Here is a 17,541-nt window from a genome sequence, read left to right on the forward strand (position 1 = left end):
TCCGCATGCCCGCGCCGCAGCCCGCCGCCCGCCGTACCGTCCTCAAGGGCGCCGCCGCGCTCGCGGGGGCAGCCGGCGCCGGGGCGGCGCTCTCGGCCTGCTCCACGGAGAGCAACAGCGGCGGCAACACCCCCGCCACCCCCACCGCGCCCGTGGACCTCGGCGCCGCGGCCGATGTGCCGGTGGGCGGCGCGAAGCTCTACCGGGAGCGGAAGCTGATCGTCAGCTGCCCGGTGGAGGGCCAGTACAAGGCGTTCAGCGCCCAGTGCACGCACGCGGGCTGCGTCCTCGACAAGATCGACGCGGGGGAGGGGAACTGCCCCTGCCACGGCAGCCGCTTCGAGGTGGCGACCGGCAAGGTCCTGCGCGGCCCCGCCGACCGGCCGCTGCCGGAGGTGCCGGTCCGCGCGGAGAACGGCCGGCTCGTCGCGGGCTGACGGGGCCGTCGCGGGTCAGTCCCAGTCCCAGGCGATCCCGAGGATCCCGCGCCGTACCGCCTGTTCCACCAGGTGCACCGCCCGGTGCCGGCCGCTCGGCGTCAGATCCGCAAGGCCCGTGCGGGGTGCGTCCGGCCCGCTGCGGGCGAAACGCCGGCAGCGCACCGGGAGGGCCGCCTCGTCGAAGCGGACCTGCAGCACGTACTGCCCGCCCGCGTAGCTGAACCCGCGCACGTACTCGCCGCTGCGGCCGCCCGTGCCGTCCTCCACGCCGTAGCCGAAGACGTAGGTGTCGCCGCGCCGCAACCGGGCGTCGAAGAGCAGCTCCGCGACCACCACCCCGCTCTCCGGATGGCACCGCACCCGGCCCGTCCGGCAGTTCTCGTAGGCCGTCACGCGGACCCGGGACACCTCGCAGCCCGGGTCGCCGTGGTGGACGGCGAGGTAGCGGTCGACCCCGTCCCGGTGGGCCCGGACGATCTGCTGGGACTCGCGGGCCCGCAGCTCGCCCGCCGGTCCGATACGTACCCGCTCGTGGTGGCCGAGCGAGTGCAGCCCCCCGTCCGCCGGGAGGTCCAGCCCGTCCAGCAGCCGCTCCACCGTTCCGCCGCCGCTGAACAGGGTCCGGTAGGAGCGCCCGGCGGGGCGGGCGGGCCCCGTCCCGGCCGGCGGGGCGGCCAGCAGCCGTACCAGGGCCCCGTCGGGCAGTTCCAGGATCCGCTCCAGGGCGGTGACGGCCCGCAGCGACTCCGCCCGGCGTGGTCTGCGGGCGCCCTGCTGCCAGTAACTCAGGCTCGTCACGCCGACTCTGATGCCACGGGCCGCGAGCCGGTGCTGCACCCGCTGCAGCGGCAGGCCGCGGACGGCGAGGGCGGCGCGCAGGGCGAGGTGGAAGGGGCCGTCGCGCAGCAGCCGGTCCAGTTCGGCCAGGCAGGCCGGATCCGTGGAAGGCCGCATCGCGACTCCTCTGTGAACGTTCACACGCGCCGGCGTGGGGGATCGCGGCGGCAGCTTCGGGGGACCAGGTGGAACCGCAGCAACCGTTCACACCGCAGTCCCACCGTTCACACTGCAACGTCACCGCGTATTCAAGCGCGTTGACCTGATCGCGACAACTCCCTGATGCTCCTCCACAGCGTCCGGACGCGCTCCTCCATCCCCCCACTCCCCCCATCGGGAGGAACGCGATGCGCAACCGAAACCGGCGGCTATCCCCGGCCGCCGTCCTCACCGCCCTGCTCAGCGCCCTCGTCCTGGCCCTGCCCGGCGGCACCGCCACCGCCGCGGAGCCCGGGACCGGCTCCGCGCTCGCCGCCAAGCGCCTGGACATCACGATGCAGGCGCAGCAGAAGACCAACTGGTGCTGGGCCGCGGGCGGCAACACCATCGCCACCTGGTTCGGCCGGAACTACTCGCAGAACCAGTTCTGCAACGCCGCCTTCAACCGCCAGCAGGGCACCGAGTGCCCCAACAACCAGGCCACCCTCGGCAACGTCCAGACCGGGCTGCGCTGGGCGGGCATCAACCCCGGTTCCTACGTCACCGGCTGGCTGCAGTACTCCACCGTCCAGACCGAGATCAACGCGGGCAGGCCCGTCGAAACCCGGATCCAGTGGTCGAACGGCGGCGGCCACATGCACGTCCTGTACGGCTACGACACCGCGCGCAACTGGGTCCACTGGGGTGACCCCTGGCCCTCCAGCGACCGCTACAACTGGGCCTCCCACGCCTGGTACGTCAACAACAACTCCTTCTCCTGGACCCACTCCCTCTACCGGATCGGGGCGTGACCGCCATGACCCTGCGCGCTTCGGCCGCCGCGGCCGTCCTCGCCGCCACCGCCCTCCTCGGACCGGCCCCGCAGGCCGGCGCGGCCCCCGCCCCGCAGCCGGTGCCGCAGCCGGAGGCGGCCACCGCCGAGCACCGGGCCGCCGCCGAGCGGGCGGCAGCCGCCCCCGACACCCTCGCCACGCTGTCCCGGTTCTTCGCCCGGGAGGGCAAGGTCTCCCTCACCGCCGCGCAACCGCGCATCGAGGGCGGGGCAGTACCGGTCCACCACCTCTCCCCGGACTTCGTGGCGGGCCGGGCGGGGGCGCCCGTCGCCCGCCTGGAGTTCCTCGCCAGCCGGGCGGTCTCCGCCGACGGGCAGCAGGCCGCGCTGTGGACGGCCCGGACGGAGAACGGCTGGCAGGTGGTGAACATCGCCACCGGCGACGACGAATTCCGCTACGCCCGACTGGGCGCGGAGAAACTGCCCGGCGGGACCGTGTTCCGGGAACCGCAGATCGACGCCTGGTACGTGGCCGCGGGCGGGCGGGTGCTGCCGCTGGACGAGGACGGCGTACGCGCCGTGGGGGCCGGGGGCACGACGCTCGGCGCCTACCGGGAGCGGGTCGTCGGGGCGTACGGGGACAAGCTGCCGGGGTCCCCGTACGCCGAGCGTGGCGCGGCGGGTGGCTTTGCCGGTCCCGGGGCCGTGCCGGCTGCCGGGGGGTCGCTGGGGGCCGTGGCCGGGGCCGGGGTGCTCGTGCTCGGGGCGCTCGGGGTGGCCGCCCTGCGGCGGTCGCGCCGTCCGGGCCTGCGGGCATAGGCCCTGCGGGCGGCTCTCCCCGCCCCGCCCTTCCTCCGTTCCCCGGGGCTCCGCCCCGGACCTCGCGCCTCAAACGCCGGCGGGGCTGGGAGGGCGGGGCTCTGCCCGGCCCCGCGCCTCAAGCGCCGGCGGGGCTGGAAGGGCGGGGCTCCGCCCCGGGCCCCGCGCCTCGAGCGCCGGCGGGGCTGCATCACCCGGCCTCGCCGGCGTTCGAGGAGCGGGGCCGGGCCGAGCCTGGGGGCCCTGCGGGGCGGACCGCAGCATCCGCGGACCGGCCCGGAGGGCTCCGGTTGGTTGTCGGTGCGCGCCAGTAGGGTGGTTGGCATGGCCGACCCTTCCAGCTACCGCCCCCAGCCGGGGCAGGTCCCCGACTCCCCGGGGGTCTACCGGTTCCGCGACGAGCACCGCCGGGTGATCTACGTAGGGAAGGCCAAGAGCCTGCGCCAGCGCCTGGCCAACTACTTCCAGGACGTCGCCGGCCTGCACCCCCGCACCGCCACCATGGTGACCACGGCCGCCTCCGTCGAGTGGACCGTGGTCTCCACCGAGGTCGAGGCGCTCCAGCTGGAGTACTCCTGGATCAAGGAGTACGACCCCCGGTTCAACGTCAAGTACCGCGACGACAAGAGCTACCCCTCCCTCGCCGTCACCCTCAACGAGCAGTACCCCCGCGTCCAGGTGATGCGCGGCCCCAAGAAGAAGGGCGTGCGCTACTTCGGCCCCTACGCCCACGCCTGGGCGATCCGCGAGACCGTCGACCTGATGCTCCGGGTGTTCCCGGTGCGGACCTGCTCCGCCGGTGTGTTCAAGCGGTCCGCCCAGATCGGGCGCCCCTGCCTGCTCGGCTACATCGGCAAGTGCTCCGCGCCCTGCGTCGGCCGCGTCACCCCCGAGGAGCACCGCGAACTCGCCGAGGAGTTCTGCGACTTCATGGCCGGCCGCACCGGCGCCTACCTCTCCCGGCTGGAGAAGGAGATGCACGCGGCGGCCGAGGAGATGGAGTACGAGAAGGCCGCCCGGCTGCGCGACGACATCGGAGCGCTGCGCCGCGCCATGGAGAAGAACGCCGTGGTGCTCGCCGACGCCACCGACGCCGACCTGATCGCCGTCGCCGAGGACGAGCTCGAAGCCGCCGTGCAGATCTTCCACGTCCGCGGCGGCCGGGTCCGCGGCCAGCGCGGCTGGGTCACCGACAAGGTCGAGGCCGTCGACACGGCCGGACTCGTCGAGCACGCCCTCCAGCAGCTGTACGGCGAGGAGCAGGGCGAGGCCGTCCCCAAGGAGGTGCTGGTCCCCGCGCTGCCCGACGACACGCCCGCGCTCATCCAGTGGCTCGCCGGGCGCCGCGGCTCCCAGGTGAGCCTGCGGATACCGCAGCGCGGCGACAAGAAGGCCCTCATGGAGACCGTCCACCGCAACGCGCAGCAGTCCCTCGCCCTGCACAAGACCCGGCGCGCCGGCGATCTCACCACCCGCTCCCGGGCCCTGGAGGAGATCGCCGAGGCCCTTGACCTCGACGGCGCGCCGCTGCGCATCGAGTGCTTCGACATCTCCCACCTCCAGGGGGAGGACGTCGTCGCGTCCATGGTCGTCTTCGAGGACGGCCTGGCCCGCAAGAGCGAGTACCGGCGCTTCCAGATCAAGTCCTTCGAGGGCCAGGACGACGTCCGGTCCATGCACGAGGTGGTCTCCCGGCGCTTCCGCCGCTACCTCCTGGAGAAGTCGAAGACGGGGGAGTGGGAGCCCCAGGACGGCGAGGACGCGCCGCCCGAGGACGACGGCAGGCCCAAGCGCTTCGCCTACCCGCCCCAGCTCGTCGTCGTCGACGGCGGTCAGCCGCAGGTCGCCGCCGCCCAGCGGGCCCTGGACGAGCTCGGCATCGACGACGTGGCCGTCTGCGGCCTGGCCAAGCGGCTGGAGGAGGTCTGGGTGCCCGGCGAGGACGACCCCGTCGTCCTGCCCCGCACCAGCGAAGGCCTCTACCTGCTCCAGCGGGTACGTGACGAGGCCCACCGCTTCGCCATCCAGTACCAGCGCAGCAAGCGCGGCAAGCGCCTGAAGTCGAGCCCCCTGGACGACGTGCCCGGCCTCGGGGAGAGCCGCAAGCAGGCCCTCGTGAAGCACTTCGGTTCGGTGAAGAAGCTGAGACAGGCGACAATCGAGCAGATCTGCGAGGTCCCGGGCATAGGACGGAAGACGGCCGAGACCGTGGCCGCGGCCCTCGCCGGTGCGGTCCCCGCCGGTCCTGCCGTCAACACGGCCACAGGAGAGATCATTGAGGATGAGAACCCCGCGCCTGCGGGAGCATCGTCCGAACGGGGGACCGAGCAATGACCGAGCACGAGACCACGCACGACCGAGACGGAGCACAGGTGAGTACGGGCACGACCGTGGAGCCCGGCGAGACCGCCGAGGCGGCCATCCCCGAGCTGGTGATCATCTCCGGCATGTCCGGGGCCGGCCGCAGCACGGCGGCCAAGTGTCTGGAGGACCTCGGCTGGTTCGTCGTCGACAACCTCCCGCCCGCGCTGATCCCCACCATGGTGGAGCTCGGCGCCCGCTCCCAGGGCAATGTGGCCCGCATCGCCGTCGTCGTCGACGTCCGCGGCCGCCAGTTCTTCGACGCCCTGCGCGAGTCCCTCGCCGACCTCGACCACAAGGGCGTCACCCGCCGCATCGTCTTCCTGGAGTCCTCCGACGACGCGCTGGTCCGCCGCTTCGAGTCGGTCCGCCGCCCGCACCCGCTCCAGGGCGACGGCCGCATCACCGACGGCATCGCCGCCGAGCGGGACCTCCTGCGGGAGCTGCGCGGCGACGCCGACCTGGTGATCGACACCTCCAGCCTCAACGTGCACGAGCTGCGCGCGAAGATGGACGCCCAGTTCGCCGGGGACGAGGAGCCCGAGCTGCGGGCCACCGTCATGTCCTTCGGCTACAAGTACGGCCTCCCCGTCGACGCCGACCTCGTCGTCGACTGCCGGTTCATCCCCAACCCGCACTGGGTCCCGGAACTGCGTCCCTTCACCGGGCTCAACGAGGAGGTGTCGGGGTACGTCTTCAGCCAGCCCGGCGCCAAGGAGTTCCTCGACCGCTACACCGAGCTGCTCCAGCTCATCGCCACCGGCTACCGACGCGAGGGCAAGCGGTACGTGACCATCGCGGTCGGCTGCACGGGCGGCAAGCACCGCAGCGTGGCCATGTCCGAGAAGCTCGCCGCCCGCCTCGCCTCCGAAGGTGTCGAGACCGTCGTCGTCCACAGGGACATGGGGCGCGAGTGACCGCTCGGACCCCGCGGCTGAGCCGCCTGCGCCGCCTCACCCCGGGCCGGGGAGACGAGGGCGCGGGCCGCTCCGGCCGCCGGAGGGGCGCCACGCCCAAGGTGGTCGCGCTCGGTGGCGGCCAGGGCCTGTCGGCCTCGCTCGCCGCCCTGCGCCGGATCACCGGTGACCTCACCGCCGTGGTCACCGTCGCCGACGACGGCGGCTCCAGCGGACGGCTCCGGGAGGAGCTCGACGTGCTGCCGCCCGGCGACCTGCGCAAGGCGCTGGCAGCGCTGTGCGGGGACGACGACTGGGGCCAGACCTGGGCCCGCGTCATCCAGCACCGCTTCCAGTCCGAGGGCGACCTGCACGGGCACGCCGTCGGCAACCTGCTGATCGTCGCCCTGTGGGAACAGCTCGGCGATCCCGTCCAGGCCCTCGACCTCGTGGGCCGGCTGCTCGGCGCGCACGGCCGGGTCCTGCCCATGTCGGCAGTTCCGCTGGAGCTCCAGGCCCTGGTCAGGGGGCACGACCCGGCCCGCCCCGACGACGTCGACACCGTCCGCGGGCAGGCCACCGTGGCCCTGACCCCGGGCGAGGTGCTCTCCGTGCAGGTCGTGCCGAGCGCCCCGCCCGCCGTGCCGGAGGCCGCCCGGGCGGTCCTGGACGCCGACTGGGTGGTGCTCGGTCCGGGCTCGTGGTTCTCCTCCGTGATCCCGCACCTGCTGGTGCCGGAACTGCTGGACGCGCTCGTCGAGACCAAGGCCCGGCGGGTCCTGTCCTTGAACCTCGCGCCGCAGCCCGGTGAAACAGAGGGCTTCTCTCCGCAGCGTCATTTGGAGGTTTTGGCCCGACACGCCCCTAAACTCGCCCTGGACGTGGTGCTGGCCGACGAGGCCGCCGTGCCCGACCGCGAATCCCTCGCCGATGCCGCCAAACGGTTCGGCGCCGCGGTCGAGCTGGCCCCCGTGGCCAGGCAGGACGGCTCGCCGAAGCACGACCCGGAGCTGCTGGCCGCCGCGTACGACCGTATTTTTCGGATGCATGGAAGGATCGGCCCATGGCGATGACGCCAGCGGTGAAGGATGAGATCTCCCGGCTCCCCGTCACCCGGACCTGCTGCAGAAAAGCGGAGGTCTCGGCGATCCTTCGGTTCGCGGGCGGGCTGCACCTGGTGAGCGGCCGGATCGTCATCGAGGCGGAACTCGACACCGGTATCGCCGCGCGCCGCCTGCGCAAGGACATCCTGGAGATCTTCGGCCACTCCTCGGACCTCGTGGTGATGGCACCCGGCGGACTGCGCCGCGGCAGCCGCTACGTGGTCCGCGTCGTGGCCGGGGGCGACCAGCTGGCGCGCCAGACGGGCCTCGTGGACGGACGCGGACGCCCCATCCGGGGGCTTCCGCCCCAGGTGGTCTCCGGGGCCACCTGCGACGCCGAAGCGGCATGGCGCGGCGCCTTCCTGGCCCACGGCTCGCTCACCGAGCCGGGCCGGTCCTCCTCCCTGGAGGTCACCTGCCCCGGCCCGGAGGCCGCCCTGGCCCTGGTGGGCGCCGCCCGCAGGCTGTCCATCGCCGCCAAGGCGCGCGAAGTGCGCGGCGTGGACCGGGTCGTGGTCCGCGACGGCGACGCCATCGGCGCCCTGCTGACCCGGCTCGGCGCGCACGAGTCGGTGCTGGCCTGGGAGGAGCGGCGGATGCGGCGCGAGGTGCGCGCCACCGCCAACCGCCTGGCCAACTTCGACGACGCCAACCTGCGCCGGTCGGCACGGGCCGCCGTGGCCGCCGGAGCCCGCGTGCAGCGCGCCCTGGAGATCCTCGGCGAGGAGGTCCCCGAACACCTCGCCGCGGCCGGCCGGCTGCGCATGGAGCACAAGCAGGCCTCCCTGGAGGAGCTGGGAGCGCTCGCCGACCCGCCGCTGACCAAGGACGCCGTCGCCGGCCGGATCCGGCGGCTGCTGGCGATGGCCGACAAGCGGGCCCAGGACCTCGGCATCCCGGGCACCGAGTCCAACCTCGACCTCAGCGAGGACATGGCCGACAACATGGCCGGATAGCGGGGCGGCCCGAGTCGCCCCCTACGGCAGAAGGGGCCCGCGCGATCACTCGTGCGGGCCCCTTTCCCGCATGCCCCATTGACATGAGCATGGGCCGGTCTTGAGTCTGGCGTCCGAACCTTTCGTGGCAGCCGACGCCCAGGGGGGCACATGAGTCACCGCGCGAGAGTCGTCCTCGCCGCAAGCGCACTCGCCATCGGAACCACACTCGCCGCGTTACCCGCGGCAGCCCAGGCCCAGCCCGGCCGCGCCGCTGCGCCCGGCCCCGCCGCCGGCGCCGAGGAGGTGCGGGTCTACGACGCCGACATCACCCGGGAACAGGTACCGCTGGTCCTCGCAGCCGGCCAGGACGCCCACGAGCTCACCGAGCGCGCCCCGGAGACCGGGACCGCCCGGGTGGAGCTCTTCCTCACCGCAGCCCAGGCCGGCGCGCTGGCCGCCCAGGGCGTCGCACTCGCCGAGCGCACCGTCCCGGCCCAGGGCTTGGCCCGCGCCAAGGCGGCCGGCGACGGCGTGTTCCGCCCGTACAGCGGCACGGGCGGCCTCCAGGAGGAGATCCTGCGCACCGCCCGGGAGAACCCGTCGCTCACCAAGGCCGTCTCCATCGGCAGGACCGTCCAGGGCAAGGACATCCTCGCCCTGAAGGTCAGCAAGAACGCGAAGGGGACCAGGGACGGCGCGAAGCCCGCCGTGCTCTACATGTCCAACCAGCACGCCCGCGAGTGGATCACCCCCGAGATGACCCGGCGGCTGATGCACCACACGCTCGACAACTACGGCAAGGACCAGCGGATCACGAAGCTGGTGGACTCCAGCGAGCTGTGGTTCCTGCTCAGCGCCAACCCCGACGGCTACGACTACACCCACGCCGCCGACGGGCGCCGGCTGTGGCGCAAGAACATGCGCGACAACAACGGCGACGGGAAGATCGCCACCGGCGACGGCGTCGACCTCAACCGCAATTTCGCCTACAAGTGGGGCTACGACAACGAGGGATCCTCGCCCCAGCAGGCGAGCGAGACCTACCGCGGCCCCCGGGCCTCCTCGGAGCCCGAGACCGTCGCCCTCGACGCCTTCCAGAAGCGCATCGGCTTCGAGTACGCCGTCAACTACCACTCCGCCGCCGAGCTGATCCTCTACGGCGTGGGATGGCAGGTGGCCACCCCCACTCCCGACGACGTCGCCTACCGGGCCCTCGCCGGCACCCCCGAGAACCCGGCCGTCCCCGGCTACTACCCGCAGGTGTCCTCCGAGCTGTACACCACCAACGGCGAGGCCGACGGCCACGGAGCCAACGTCAACGGCATCATGATGTTCACGCCCGAGATGACCACCTGCCAGACCGCCGCCGCGAGCGACCCGGACGACCCGTGGCGGCCCGAGGACTGCGCCTCCGGCTTCAACTTCCCCGACGACGAGAAGCTCATCCAGGCGGAGTTCGCCAAGAACGTCCCCTTCGCCCTCGCGGTCGGCGAGAGCGCAGCCCACCCGGACCGGCCCTCCTCCTCCGTCGGCCTGAGCGCGGCCGACTTCACCCCCGACGCCTTCACCACCTCCTACGCGGCCCGCGGACAGGACCAGGAAGTGGCCGTCACGGCCCGGAAGGCCCTGAAGGACAAGGAGCTCAACTACCGGATCAACGGCGGCCGCACGCACGACGAGGACCTGAAGGCCTGGAAGGGCGGTGACGTCTACGGCGGCGAGGACAACAACTGGTTCGACGAGTACCGCGCGAAGGTCGACGGCGCCAGGCCGGGCGACACGGTCGAGGTCTGGTTCACCGGCCGCGACGGCACCGGCAAACGGGTCTCCAGCGAGCACTTCACCTACACGGTGGCCGACCGGCCGCGCGCGGACGTCCTGGTGATCGCCGAGGAGGGGGCCGCGGCGCAGCACGCCCAGAAGTACGTCGACGCGCTGCGCGCGAACGGCAGGTCCGCCGCGCTCTGGGACGTCGCCGTCCAGGGCGTCCCGCACCCCCTGGGGGTCCTCTCCCACTTCGGCACGGCCCTCCACTACACGGGCGCCAAAACGCCGGCCGGCGACACGCAGTCGGCGGTGCGTGACTTCCTCAACGAGGGCGGCAAACTGATCGAGGCCGGCGAGCTGGCCGGCGGCAACGCCCAGGTCGGCCGCGCGGTCACCAACGACTTCAGCCAGTACTGGCTGGGTGCCTACGGCCGCAACAGCACCCCCGGAGCCACCGGCTTCGCCGGCGCCGGCGCCCTGCAGGGGGCCGACGCCGTCCTCGGCGACGCGGCAGGCAACCCGCTGAACGCGCCCGGCTCCTACACGGTGACCTCCGACACCCTGCCGGCCGCGCAGTTCCCGCAGTTCAGCAGCGCACAGGCGGGCGGCTACACCGGGATCACGAACCCGTACGCGCCCTACGCCGGCGCCGGCATGGCCTCGGCGCTCCACAGCGACAACGACTGGAAGCGGCTGGTCCGCACCATCGACCTCACCGGGGTCACCGCGGCCGACCGGCCGCAACTGAAGCTCGCCCTGCACTGGAACCTGGAGGAGGGCTACGACCACGCCGCGCTGGAGGCCCGCAGCGCCGGCGGCGACGACTGGACCATGCTGCCCGAGGCGGGCGGCCTGAGCAGCCCGGCCGTCCCGGAGGAGTGCGCAGCGGGGTTCTTCATCAACGGCCACCCGTTCCTGCGCCGCTACCTCACCCTGGAGGGCGGCGGCTGCACCCCGAACGGGACCAGCGGCCAGTGGAACACCTTCACCGGGTCCTCCGGCGGCTGGAAGCAGGTCTCCTTCGACCTGAGCGCCTACGCGGGGCGCTCCGTCGAGCTGTCGCTCTCCTCGATCACCGACCCGGGCACGGGCGGGCGCGGCGTGTTCGCCGACGAGGCGCGCCTGTCGACCGGCGCGGGCGAGCAGCCGGCCGAGGGGTTCGAGACCTCGCTCGGCGCGTGGGCGGCCCAGGGCGCGCCCGCCGGCAGTCCCGACGTCCCGGGCGACTGGTCCCGGACAGGAGAGCTCTTCCGGTCCTACGCCTCGGTGACCACGCGTGACACCGTACTTCTGGGCTTCGGCCTGGAACACCTGCCCTCGGCGGCGGACCGCGCCCTACTCGTGCGTAAGGCGCTCCGCTCGCTCAACCGCTGAACAGCGCCACCCTCGACGCTCACCCACAGTGACCGTTGACCCGGGTCCCCGGGGCCCGCCCCGGAGCGTCCGGGGCGGGCCCCGGACGGGGTGCCCCGTGAAGTGGGGGGAGTGTCAGCCCTCGACCGATGTCACCCAAAAGCTCACGGAGAGGTAGGGTCGTAAGCGGTCGGGGACATCCCATTTACAGCTCGCCGGCGCTCTCACCGGCGCACCAACGAGGAGATCGGTTCGTGACGATCCGCGTAGGCATCAACGGTTTTGGCCGCATCGGCCGCAACTACTTCCGGGCCCTCCTGGAGCAGGGAGCGGACATCGAGATCGTCGGTGTCAACGACCTGACTGACAACGCCACCCTGGTGCACCTTCTCAAGTACGACACCATCCTGGGCCGCCTCAAGGCCGAGGTGTCCCACACCGACGACACGATCACCGTCGGCGGCAACACCTTCAAGACCTTCGCCGAGCGCGACCCCGCGAACCTGCCCTGGGGCGAGCTGGGCGCCGACATCGTCATCGAGTCGACCGGCATCTTCACGAAGAAGGCCGACGCCGCCAAGCACATCGCGGCCGGCGCGAAGAAGGTCCTCATCTCGGCTCCGGCCAAGGACGAGGACATCACCATCGTCATGGGCGTCAACCAGGACAAGTACGACGCGGCCAACCACCACGTCATCTCCAACGCGTCCTGCACCACGAACTGCGTGGCGCCGATGGCGAAGGTCCTCGACGAGAACTTCGGCATCGTCAAGGGCATGATGACGACGGTCCACGCGTACACGAACGACCAGCGCATCCTGGACTTCCCGCACTCGGACCTGCGCCGCGCCCGCGCCGCCGCCGAGAACATCATCCCGACCTCCACCGGTGCCGCCAAGGCCACCGCGCTGGTCCTGCCGCAGCTCAAGGGCAAGCTGGACGGCATCGCGATGCGCGTCCCGGTCCCGACCGGCTCGGTCACGGACCTCGTGCTGGAGCTCGACCGCGAGGTCACCAAGGACGAGATCAACGCCGCCTTCCAGAAGGCCTCCGAGGGCCAGCTGAAGGGCATCCTCGACTACACCGAGGACGCGATCGTCTCCTCCGACATCGTGAACTGGCCCGCGTCCTGCACCTTCGACTCCTCCCTGACCATGGTCCAGGGCAAGCAGGTCAAGGTCGTCGGCTGGTACGACAACGAGTGGGGCTACTCCAACCGCCTCGTCGACCTGACGGTCTTCGTCGGCGGCCGGCTCTGAGTTCCAGGGCTGACACCACGATGTGAAGCACAGGGTCCGGGCCGCGCGACGATGCGCAGTCCGGACCCTGTAGCTTGCCAGTCGTTCTTCGCCCCCGACACGGGCGCCCAAAGGAGTCAGAAACACATGAAGACGATCGACGAACTGCTCGCCGAAGGCGTCAACGGCAAGCGGGTCTTCGTCCGCGCGGACCTGAACGTCCCGCTCGCCGAGGGCACCATCACCGACGACGGCCGCATCCGCGCCGTCCTGCCCACGATCGCCAAGCTCGCCGAGGCCGGCGCCCGCGTCATCGTGGCCTCGCACCTCGGCCGCCCCAAGGGCGCTCCGGACCCGGCCTTCTCGCTCGCGCCGGCCGCTGCCCGCCTCGGCGAACTGCTGGGCTCGGACGTCGCGTTCGCGACCGACACCGTGGGCTCCTCCGCCAAGGAGACCGTCGCCGCCCTCACCGACGGCAAGGTGGCCGTCATCGAGAACCTCCGCTTCAACCCCGGAGAGACCTCGAAGGACGACGCCGAGCGCGGTGCCTTCGCGGACGAGCTGGCCGAGCTCGCCGACCTCTACGTCGGCGACGGCTTCGGCGCCGTCCACCGCAAGCACGCCTCGGTCTTCGACCTGCCCGCGCGGCTCCCGCACGCGGCCGGCCAGCTCATCGCCACCGAGGTCGGCGTCCTGAAGAAGCTGACGGACGAGGTCAAGCGCCCCTACGTCGTGGTCCTCGGCGGCGCCAAGGTCTCCGACAAGCTGGCCGTCATCGACGAGTTGCTCGGCAAGGCCGACCGCCTCCTGATCGGCGGCGGCATGGCCTACACCTTCCTGCACGCCAAGGGCCACGAGGTCGGCATCTCCCTGCTCCAGAAGGACCAGGTCGACACGGTCAAGGAGTACATGGCCCGGGCCGAGGCCGGCGGCGTCGAGCTCGTGCTGCCGGTCGACATCCTGGCCTCGTCGGACTTCCCCGACCTGAAGACCAAGGCCCCGGCCGAGTACACCACGGTCGACGCGGACAAGATCCCCGCCGACAAGGAGGGTCTGGACATCGGTCCCAAGACCCGCGAGCTGTACGCCTCGAAGATCGCCGACGCGGCGACCGTTTTCTGGAACGGCCCCCTGGGCGTCTTCGAGCACCCCGACTACGCCGGCGGCACCCGCGCGATCGCGCAGGCCCTCGTCGACAGCGACGCCTTCACCGTGGTCGGCGGCGGCGACAGTGCCGCCGCGGTCCGCACGCTGGGCTTCGACGAGAACGCTTTCGGCCACATTTCCACCGGCGGCGGCGCCTCCCTCGAATACCTCGAGGGCAAGACGCTCCCCGGCCTCGCCGCCCTGGAGGGCTGAACCCGCATGACCACCCGCACCCCGCTCATGGCGGGCAACTGGAAGATGAACCTCAACCACCTGGAGGCCATCGCCCACGTCCAGAAGCTCGCCTTCGCCCTCGCCGACAAGGACTACGACGCCGTCGAGGTCGCGGTCCTGCCGCCCTTCGTCGACCTGCGCTCCGTCCAGACCCTGGTCGACGGCGACAAGCTGAAGATCAAGTACGGCGCCCAGGACATCTCCGCGCACGACTCCGGCGCCTACACCGGCGAGATCTCCGGCCCCATGCTGGCGAAGCTGAAGTGCACGTACGTGGCCGTCGGCCACAGCGAGCGCCGCCAGTACCACGGCGAGACCGACGAGATCTGCAACGCCAAGGTCAAGGCCGCCTTCAAGCACGGGATCACGCCGATCCTCTGCGTCGGCGAGGGCCTGGACGTCCGCAAGGCCGGCCGGCAGGTCCCCTACACCCTCGACCAGCTCGACGGCGGCCTCAAGGACGTCCCGGCCGAGCAGGTCGAGTCCATCGTGATCGCCTACGAGCCCGTCTGGGCCATCGGGACCGGCGAGGTCGCCACCCCCGAGGACGCCCAGGAGGTCTGCGGGGCGATCCGCGGCCGCCTCGCCGAGCTGTACTCGCCGGAGCTGGCCGACAAGGTCCGCATCCAGTACGGCGGCTCGGTGAAGTCCGGGAACATCGCGGCGATCATGGCCCAGCCCGACGTCGACGGCGCCCTGATCGGCGGCGCCGCGCTCGACGCGGACGAGTTCGTCAAGATCGTCCGCTTCCGCGACCAGTGAGTATGCGGTAGGGCCGATCCGTCGTACCCTTGCGGGGGCCAGAGGCTGTACCACCAGCCGCTGGCCCCCGCGCACATCCTGCACAGCCGGAAAGCCTGAAAAAGCCAGAAAGTAGGAATCAGCCGTGATTATGGGGTTCTCGATCGCCCTGATCGTCTTCAGCGCCCTGCTGATGCTGCTCGTGCTGATGCACAAGGGCAAGGGCGGCGGCCTCTCCGACATGTTCGGCGGCGGCATGCAGTCGTCGGTCGGCGGTTCCTCCGTCGCGGAGCGGAACCTGGACCGCATCACCGTCGTGGTGGGCCTGCTCTGGTTCGCGTGCATCGTCGCGCTCGGCCTCGCGATGAAGTCGGGCAGCTGACCGTTCTCGCCATTCCGGCAGTCCGGTCGGTGTCGTCCGGCCTATCATGAGGCTGGCGTTCACGACGTGGAATCAGTAACTCCGCTCACTGGACGTGCGTTGGGCCTTACGTAGACTTGGGCGCTCCGCGGCGGACATTCCACTCACGCTCCGCGGCACCATCACGCAGGGAGTTACGACCGTGGCAAGTGGCAACGCGATCCGTGGTAGCCGGGTCGGAGCGGGGCCGATGGGTGAGGCCGAGCGCGGCGAGTCCGCGCCCCGCCTGCGCATCTCCTTCTGGTGCTCGAACGGGCACGAGACGCAGCCGAGCTTCGCCAGCGACGCGCAGGTGCCGGACACCTGGGACTGCCCGCGCTGCGGGTTCCCGGCCGGCCAGGACCGGGACAACCCGCCCGCGCCGCCGCGCACCGAGCCGTACAAGACGCACCTGGCGTACGTGCGCGAACGGCGCTCGGACGCCGACGGCGAGGCGATCCTCGCCGAGGCGCTCGCCAAGCTCCGGGGCGAGATCTGACCCCGCCGGGCGCATCCGGCACGAGGCCCGGCCCCGCAGGAATCTCTCCTGCGGGGCCGGGCCTCTTTGTGTGCGTTGCGCCGCTTGTGATCCCTTAAGTTGGAGGGCGGCGGGGCACGACAGGACGGAAGAAACGGGTTGATGTCCGAGATGAACGCAGAGAGCAGGGCGAAGCTCAACCGGACGCCGCAGTGGCTGGCGCTCGGCAAGCACCGGGAGGAGCTCGGGCACACGCACCTGCGGCAGCTGTTCGAGGAGAACCCCGGACGCGGCGCCGACTACACCCTGCGGGTCGGGGACCTGCACATCGACTACTCCAAGCACCTCGTCACCGACGAGACGCTGGAACTGCTGCGCGACCTGGCGGCCGCGACGGGCGTGGCCGAGCTGCGCGAGGCCATGTTCCGCGGCGAGAAGATCAACACGACCGAGGACCGGGCGGTCCTGCACACCGCGCTGCGCGCCCCGGCGGACACCGTCGTCGAGGTGGACGGCGAGGACGTCGTCCCCGCCGTGCACGCGGTCCTCGACAAGATGGCGGCCTTCTCCGACGAGATCCGGTCGGGCCGGTGGACCGGTTACACCGGCAAGCGCATCAAGAACGTGGTCAACGTCGGCATCGGCGGCTCCGACCTCGGTCCCGCGATGGCGTACGAGGCCCTGCGCGCCTTCACCGACCGCGACCTGACCGTGCGCTTCGTGTCCAACGTCGATGGCGCGGACCTGCACGAGGCCGTGCGCGACCTGGACCCGGCCGAGACGCTGTTCATCATCGCCTCCAAGACCTTCACCACCATCGAGACCATCACGAACGCCACCTCGGCGCGCGGCTGGCTGCTCGCCGGCCTGGGCGGCGACCAGGCCGCCGTGGCACGGCACTTCGTGGCGCTGTCGACCAACGCGGAGAAGGTCACCGAGTTCGGCATCGACCCGGCCAACATGTTCGAGTTCTGGGACTGGGTGGGCGGGCGCTACTCCTTCGACTCGGCCATCGGGCTCTCCCTGATGATCGCCATCGGCCCCGCCGCCTTCCGCGACCTGCTGGCCGGCTTCCACCTGATGGACCAGCACTTCCGCACGGCGCCCGCCGAGGAGAACGCCCCGCTGCTGATGGGCCTGTTGGGCATCTGGTACGGCGCCTTCTTCGACGCGCAGTCGCACGCGGTGCTCCCGTACAGCCACTACCTGTCGCGTTTCACCGCGTACTTGCAGCAGCTGGACATGGAGTCCAACGGCAAGTCCGTGGACCGCGACGGCAATCCGGTGGAGTGGCAGACCGGCCCGGTGGTCTGGGGCACGCCCGGCACCAACGGCCAGCACGCCTACTACCAGCTGATCCACCAGGGGACGAAGGTGATCCCCGCCGACTTCATCGGCTTCGCGAACCCGGTGGCCGAGCTGGAGGCGGCCCCGGCGGCCCAGCACGACCTGCTGATGGCCAACTTCTTCGCGCAGACCCAGGCGCTGGCCTTCGGCAAGACGGCCGACGAGGTGCGCGCGGAGGGAGTGCCGGAGCCCCTGGTCCCGCACAAGACCTTCCACGGCAACCACCCGACGACCACCATCCTGGCCACGGAACTCACCCCCGGCGTGCTGGGACAGCTGATCGCGCTGTACGAGCACAAGGTGTTCGTCCAGGGCGCCGTGTGGAACATCGACTCCTTCGACCAGTGGGGCGTCGAGTTGGGCAAGGTGCTCGCCAAGCGCGTCGAGCCCGCGCTGACCGAGGGCGCCGACGTGCCCGGTCTGGACGCCTCGACCCAGTCGCTGGTGGCCACCTACCGCACGCTGCGCGGACGCGGCTGACGCACGCGCGAAGGGCCCGCTCCCCGACGGGG

At 71.9% G+C, this 17,541-nt stretch carries 15 protein-coding genes; 14 read left to right on the forward strand and 1 reads right to left on the reverse strand.

Going from position 1 to position 17,541, the window contains the following annotated elements:
• The first annotated feature begins 5 nt into the window (after window positions 1–5).
• A complete protein-coding gene (locus IF89_RS0114445; protein ID WP_030766659.1) occupies window positions 6–437 on the forward strand; it encodes a Rieske (2Fe-2S) protein in 432 nt (143 codons plus the stop codon).
• Window positions 438–452: 15 nt separating this feature from the next.
• Here the strand turns inward: IF89_RS0114445 and IF89_RS0114450 are convergent, their stop codons facing one another.
• The gene (locus IF89_RS0114450; RefSeq protein WP_030766661.1) at window positions 453–1,394 is read right to left on the reverse strand and encodes a hypothetical protein; all 942 of its coding nucleotides are present in this window, start codon (window positions 1,392–1,394) and stop codon (window positions 453–455) included.
• A 230-nt stretch (window positions 1,395–1,624) separates the two neighbouring features.
• Here IF89_RS0114450 and IF89_RS0114455 point away from each other — a divergent pair, with 230 nt between their 5' ends.
• From IF89_RS0114455 to pgi, 13 genes are all read left to right on the forward strand, one after another.
• A complete protein-coding gene (locus tag IF89_RS0114455) occupies window positions 1,625–2,227 on the forward strand; it encodes a papain-like cysteine protease family protein (protein ID WP_030766663.1) in 603 nt (200 codons plus the stop codon).
• Between the two features lie 5 nt (window positions 2,228–2,232).
• Window positions 2,233–3,027, forward strand: a complete 795-nt coding sequence (locus IF89_RS0114460) for a hypothetical protein (RefSeq protein WP_030766665.1) — start codon at window positions 2,233–2,235, stop codon at window positions 3,025–3,027.
• Between the two features lie 324 nt (window positions 3,028–3,351).
• Entirely contained in the window at window positions 3,352–5,361 is a 2,010-nt protein-coding gene (gene uvrC / locus IF89_RS0114465) for an excinuclease ABC subunit UvrC (protein WP_030766666.1), read from the forward strand.
• Complete coding sequence (gene rapZ, locus IF89_RS0114470) at window positions 5,358–6,305, forward strand: RNase adapter RapZ (RefSeq protein WP_030766667.1); 948 nt, start codon at window positions 5,358–5,360, stop codon at window positions 6,303–6,305. The genes uvrC and rapZ overlap by 4 nt, the downstream gene beginning before the upstream one ends.
• A complete protein-coding gene (locus IF89_RS0114475; protein ID WP_030766670.1) occupies window positions 6,302–7,357 on the forward strand; it encodes a gluconeogenesis factor YvcK family protein in 1,056 nt (351 codons plus the stop codon). Before rapZ ends, IF89_RS0114475 begins: the two co-directional genes overlap by 4 nt.
• Window positions 7,348–8,343 (forward strand): DNA-binding protein WhiA, encoded by a 996-nt coding sequence (gene whiA / locus IF89_RS0114480; protein WP_030766671.1) that lies wholly within the window; start codon window positions 7,348–7,350, stop codon window positions 8,341–8,343. Before IF89_RS0114475 ends, whiA begins: the two co-directional genes overlap by 10 nt.
• A 150-nt stretch (window positions 8,344–8,493) precedes the next feature.
• Complete coding sequence (locus IF89_RS0114485; RefSeq protein WP_030766674.1) at window positions 8,494–11,466, forward strand: M14 family metallopeptidase; 2,973 nt, start codon at window positions 8,494–8,496, stop codon at window positions 11,464–11,466.
• Window positions 11,467–11,699: 233 nt separating this feature from the next.
• A complete protein-coding gene (gap, locus tag IF89_RS0114490; protein ID WP_030026861.1) occupies window positions 11,700–12,704 on the forward strand; it encodes a type I glyceraldehyde-3-phosphate dehydrogenase in 1,005 nt (334 codons plus the stop codon).
• 126 nt (window positions 12,705–12,830) lie between these two features.
• Window positions 12,831–14,042, forward strand: a complete 1,212-nt coding sequence (locus IF89_RS0114495) for a phosphoglycerate kinase (protein WP_030766678.1) — start codon at window positions 12,831–12,833, stop codon at window positions 14,040–14,042.
• Between the two features lie 6 nt (window positions 14,043–14,048).
• A complete protein-coding gene (gene tpiA / locus IF89_RS0114500; RefSeq protein ID WP_030766681.1) occupies window positions 14,049–14,825 on the forward strand; it encodes a triose-phosphate isomerase in 777 nt (258 codons plus the stop codon).
• Between the two features lie 130 nt (window positions 14,826–14,955).
• A complete protein-coding gene (gene secG, locus IF89_RS0114505; RefSeq protein ID WP_030766684.1) occupies window positions 14,956–15,186 on the forward strand; it encodes a preprotein translocase subunit SecG in 231 nt (76 codons plus the stop codon).
• Window positions 15,187–15,367: 181 nt separating this feature from the next.
• The gene (locus IF89_RS0114510; RefSeq protein WP_010352468.1) at window positions 15,368–15,703 is read left to right on the forward strand and encodes an RNA polymerase-binding protein RbpA; all 336 of its coding nucleotides are present in this window, start codon (window positions 15,368–15,370) and stop codon (window positions 15,701–15,703) included.
• 150 nt (window positions 15,704–15,853) lie between these two features.
• The gene (gene pgi, locus IF89_RS0114515; protein WP_030766686.1) at window positions 15,854–17,509 is read left to right on the forward strand and encodes a glucose-6-phosphate isomerase; all 1,656 of its coding nucleotides are present in this window, start codon (window positions 15,854–15,856) and stop codon (window positions 17,507–17,509) included.
• Window positions 17,510–17,541: the final 32 nt, after the last annotated feature.

The organism is Streptomyces sp. NRRL F-2664 (genome assembly GCF_000719345.1).
In the GTDB taxonomy this organism is placed as follows: Bacteria; Actinomycetota; Actinomycetes; order Streptomycetales; family Streptomycetaceae; genus Streptomyces.